Below are 4,337 nucleotides of genomic sequence, written 5' to 3' on the forward strand. Positions count from 1 at the left end.
TTCCCTGTTCCCTATTCCCTGTTCTCTATTTTAAATAGCACTATGACCCAAAGCCAAACCAGCAACTAGCATCCCTAGTACCAAAAACGGTTGCGCACTAGCCTGGTATTTGACATCATTTTTCAGGGGGTCACGGAGAAAGTACATATCCTGGAAGGTGATTTGGGGGATGATTAATAGGATCAGGATAGCAGCGTAGAGGTTCTGATGAATGCTGATTAAATAACCAGCAATCCCTGCTTGAAATAGATCAATCATCACCACACAAATCCAAGCTGCTGTGGTAACACCAAACATGACCGGTAGGGATTTTAAGCCCAATTCGCGATCGCCTTCCACACTCTTGAAATCATTAACTACTGCAATACCTAACCCTGCCAGGGAGTAGAACAGGGTCAGAATCATAATAGTCAGGTTAAGATGACCAAATAAGCCATGACCTGCCCACCAGGGAAGGGCGATATAGCTGGCACCGAGAGCATAGTTTCCCAGCCAACCATTTTTTTTCAGTTTCAGGGGTGGGGCAGAATAGATATAGGCTAGAAAGGCACCACCTAGGGTAAGACAGGTGAGTGTGGGAAATTCATGACCAGCCCAAACATCGAGTCCGTAGCTAAGAGCGATACCTGCTAGGAGTAGCACCACAATCTGGGTGATCACCTGGGGGATAGAGATGGCTCCCGATGGGATAGGACGGTATGGTTCATTAATGGCGTCGATTTCGCGGTCATAGAAATCATTCAAGGTTTGGGTATACCCTGCCATCAACGGACCAGAAAGCAACATACAGGCGGCGGCCATCAGAAGGTCTTCGAGTGTCCAAGTATAGCCACCGGAGGAAGCAGCACCACACACTACCCCCCACATCAGGGGTATCCAGGTAATTGGCTTCATCAACTGCAGGCGAATCTTCCATAGGTTGCTTTCACCAGGAGCTGCGCCTTTCATACCCAGTAGCTGACGGGTTTTGGCACTTTGTTCAGTTAGATTTTCTTCAGCCATAGCTACTACCTAGAATGAAATTATTAAATAGCCATCTTGAAACTTAGCCCCTTTCACGGATTGACCACTAAGTTGTGGGGGAAGCAGGATATTATGCCGTTGATCCCCGGCTTCAACGGTGACTTCTGGACCGTATTGGGTGAGTTTCACCTGCTTTTTGTTAAAACCTGGTAAGAATAAACGAACGTTGCGACCAGGAATGTCGATAGTCATGGGTCTGGGTGCCTGGGATGCCTGTTTAAAATCTGGCAGGGCATCGATCAGGGATTGCCAATCTTCCCCTGGTGGGGAAGTGGGAAGAGCATTAACGACTAGAGGGGCAAATTCCGATTCTATTGCTGGGGTTACCGGGGTTTGGTTGACCAGCACACCACCGACAGTAACACCCACTTGTTGGGCACTACCCCACAGATACTTGGCTGTGGCCATGGCTAGGGGGTCATCGGTAGTGACCAGATAGGATGCGACCCGATTGGGATTTGCGATCGCATTTTTTCCATCCTCCAACATATTGTTGGCCTTATTACTTGATTCACCAGCCAAGTCGTCACTCGTCCATGACACATTTAGGATGGCGCTAGTGACTGGTTGGATAAAGGGGGAAAGGGCTTTGCCCAGGTCAGAATCTGCCATGACTTGGCGAAATCTACGACTATACCAACTGATAATTTCTGGCATTCCCAACATTCTCAGGGTAGCTTGAGAGCAGGTGCCATCGTAGATGATCGCGTCATACTGACCGCTTTGGTAGTATTCCCGAAGGGCGTTGAGGGCTAAAGCATGATCCATCCCCGGTAAGATGCCCAGTTCTTGACCATAGACATTTTTTAGGGTAGGCGATCGCAAATATTGCTCCTCTAGCTTTTTAACATCTTCCCAGCTGCGTTCCAGTAGTACTGTAGTCATTAGCTGTACTACCCGGAGGTTAGGACTTATTTCCACCGGGTCAGACGTTGGGGATAGCCCCAGTAGCAGTCCAAAGCTAGGACTTGGGTCTTGTCCTACCAGTAGCACTCGTTGACCGAGGCTCGACAGCTGCTTAGCGGCAGCAATTGCCACAGTAGTGCGACCTGTGCCGCCTTTACCCAGAAATGTTAGAATCCGTGCCATAGTGCAAGTCTTTTGCCTCGGTGCGATCGCGGTTACTAAAATCTAGTCTACGACTTTCAATTCATCCTCAAAGAACCAGGTAGAGGAGTTGTCCTCAAATTTCACCGTTGCGCCAACTCCACTGCCATCGGTCATTTTATAATCTGTGATCGTGCCTACTTTTCCCAGTTTATTTGCGATGTCGTTGCCTACCCGGTCTCTTAGACGAAACACTTTTACTTTTTGCCCGATTTTCATTGCTACTAGATCATACGATAAACCACCCCTCAGTTTACCGGAATGTGTCGCGATCGCATCAGGGAAAACTGCCATAAGTTCCACTGTTGCTCCTGGGACTGATCTCAAATCCGGTTGAATACCCATAATCTAGGGAAGTGTCGGAAGTGTGGGAGGTGTGGGAGGTGTGGGAGGTGTGGGGAGGGTGCCTCTGCTCCCTACTCCCTACTCCCTGCTCCCTACTCCCTGCTCCCTACTCCCTACTCCCTACTCCGTTTGCTATTTAAGTTGTTTATCAAGAATTTTATCCAAATTATAACCATGTTATTTGATGAACCTTTCTATATTGCGATTAATCAAGCCCGCTGGGCTGTAGCAGAAAACGTTCTCAATCAGCTTAGACTCCATCAGGGATTAAGTTTTACCAGTTGCCTTGACGTGGGATGTGGTCCCGGTTGGTTTTCTGAAAAGCTGGTGAATTGGGGAGTAAATGTAATTGGTTTAGAGGGGAGACAAGAACTTTTTGAAGAGGCAAGTAAACGGGTACCTGAAGCTAAGTTTTATCAGGTTGATGTTGAATCTACCCAACAAATGTCTCAATTTTCGGCAGCAGACTTAGTGTTTTGCTTTGGCTTGCTCTATCATACAGAAAATCCCTTCAAAGTCATTCGTAATTTGCAGTTATTAACCCAAAAAGTGTTATTTATTGAAAGTATGAATGTTCCTTTAAATGAACCAGTTACCTATATAGTTGAAGAAGGCAAAAATGAAACCCAGGGCTTAACCTACCATGCCATGATTCCTAGCCGAAGTTGCTTGCTGAAAATGCTCCAAGTTTCAGGATTTCCATATCTATACGACTATCAGGGTTATGTAGACCATGAAGATTTCTGGGAAACGGAGACCAAGCACCAAAGACGCCGAATATTTTTAGCATCTACAGTTGAGTTACAAGTCAGTGATTTAGTTCCCTCACCTGAGATTGTCACGCCAAAGTATAATTTTGCTAAACAATAACTAGACGAGTTGACGAATTAATGGATAGTCAGGAAGAGCATTTACCTAGCCATGAGTCCATAAATCAGTTGGATAAGATGGAGATTTATCTTCAGGTATTCCATCATTTTCTGCCTCAGGCGATGGATTTTCCCAACTTGGCGGTACCCTACACCTTGTTTTTGCGATCGCTTCGAGAGAAACTCCATCCAGTAGGGGTTCGGGATATCCAAGCAGTGAATTTGCCATCAGGCTTGACATTCCACGTTGATGTTGGGGATCGACTGGGCTGTGACTTTTACTATGGTCATTACCAAGAATACTTTGATGCCCAACTCTTTTTAGGTCTGCTGGATGCCAATTCCATTGTGCTAGATGTAGGAGCAAACTTTGGTTACTACGCCGTATCATCAGCTACCAAATTAACTTCTAGGGGTTGTGTTCATGCCTTTGAACCTAACCCAGATGCCTACCAGCTTTTACAACAAAATGTAGAAGTTAACCACTTACAACAGTTAGTTTCTTGCCATGACCTATGCGTCGGTGCTGAAGATGGAGAAACAGACTTTTATATTACCCAGGAATCCGCATTTAGTGGTATGGATGATACTAAACGGTCTGTCTTGCGTGAAAAGATTACAATTCCAGTGCGTAGTCTAGACTCCATACTTCCCGAGTTGGGATTATCCCAGATAGATGCCATCAAGATTGATGTCGAAGGATACGAATTTGCCGTATTAAATGGTGCCATAGAAACCATTCAGCGCTCACCAAATCTAGTGATCATGATGGAAGTGAGTGCCAAGAATCTAAATGAGCACAGACGGGAAGCATTGATGTCCTCTCTTGTGAATCTTTACAATCAAAACCTCCGAGGCTGGATCGTGGATTCTAACCCAAGAGTACTCAAATCCATACCAACTCCAGAAGCAGCACTAACGTTAGGGAGTGCTACAAGCGCTAATTTATTCCTAATGGTTTCTGGCTCAGAGCGTGAACATCAATTGAGTAAA

At 45.9% G+C, this 4,337-nt stretch carries 5 protein-coding genes; 2 read left to right on the forward strand and 3 right to left on the reverse strand.

The genetic code is table 11. The features are described from left to right. Positions 1–30 precede the first annotated feature (30 nt). The 3 genes from chlG to petP are packed head-to-tail and all read right to left on the reverse strand — an operon-like array spanning position 31 to position 2,349. Positions 31–1,002: a chlorophyll synthase ChlG gene (chlG, locus tag F6K38_RS35870; RefSeq protein ID WP_008188082.1), complete on the reverse strand. Its 972-nt coding sequence runs from the start codon at positions 1,000–1,002 to the stop codon at positions 31–33. Positions 1,003–1,011: 9 nt separating this feature from the next. Further along, the gene (locus F6K38_RS35875; protein ID WP_008188081.1) at positions 1,012–2,112 is read right to left on the reverse strand and encodes a Get3/ArsA fold putative tail anchor-mediating ATPase NosAFP; all 1,101 of its coding nucleotides are present in this window, start codon (positions 2,110–2,112) and stop codon (positions 1,012–1,014) included. Positions 2,113–2,154: 42 nt separating this feature from the next. After that, entirely contained in the window at positions 2,155–2,349 is a 195-nt protein-coding gene (gene petP, locus F6K38_RS44555) for a cytochrome b6f subunit PetP (protein WP_044494701.1), read from the reverse strand. 300 nt (positions 2,350–2,649) lie between these two features. On the opposite strand from petP, the gene F6K38_RS35885 reads away from it, so the two are divergent. After that, positions 2,650–3,345 (forward strand): class I SAM-dependent methyltransferase, encoded by a 696-nt coding sequence (locus F6K38_RS35885; RefSeq protein ID WP_287359813.1) that lies wholly within the window; start codon positions 2,650–2,652, stop codon positions 3,343–3,345. A gap of 20 nt (positions 3,346–3,365) precedes the next feature. Beyond that, positions 3,366–4,337: FkbM family methyltransferase (locus F6K38_RS35890; protein WP_287359815.1), on the forward strand; the 972-nt coding region annotated here is incomplete at its 3' end.

Origin of the sequence: Moorena sp. SIO3B2, assembly GCF_010692525.1 — a bacterium.
In the GTDB taxonomy this organism is placed as follows: domain Bacteria; phylum Cyanobacteriota; class Cyanobacteriia; order Cyanobacteriales; family Coleofasciculaceae; genus Moorena; species Moorena producens.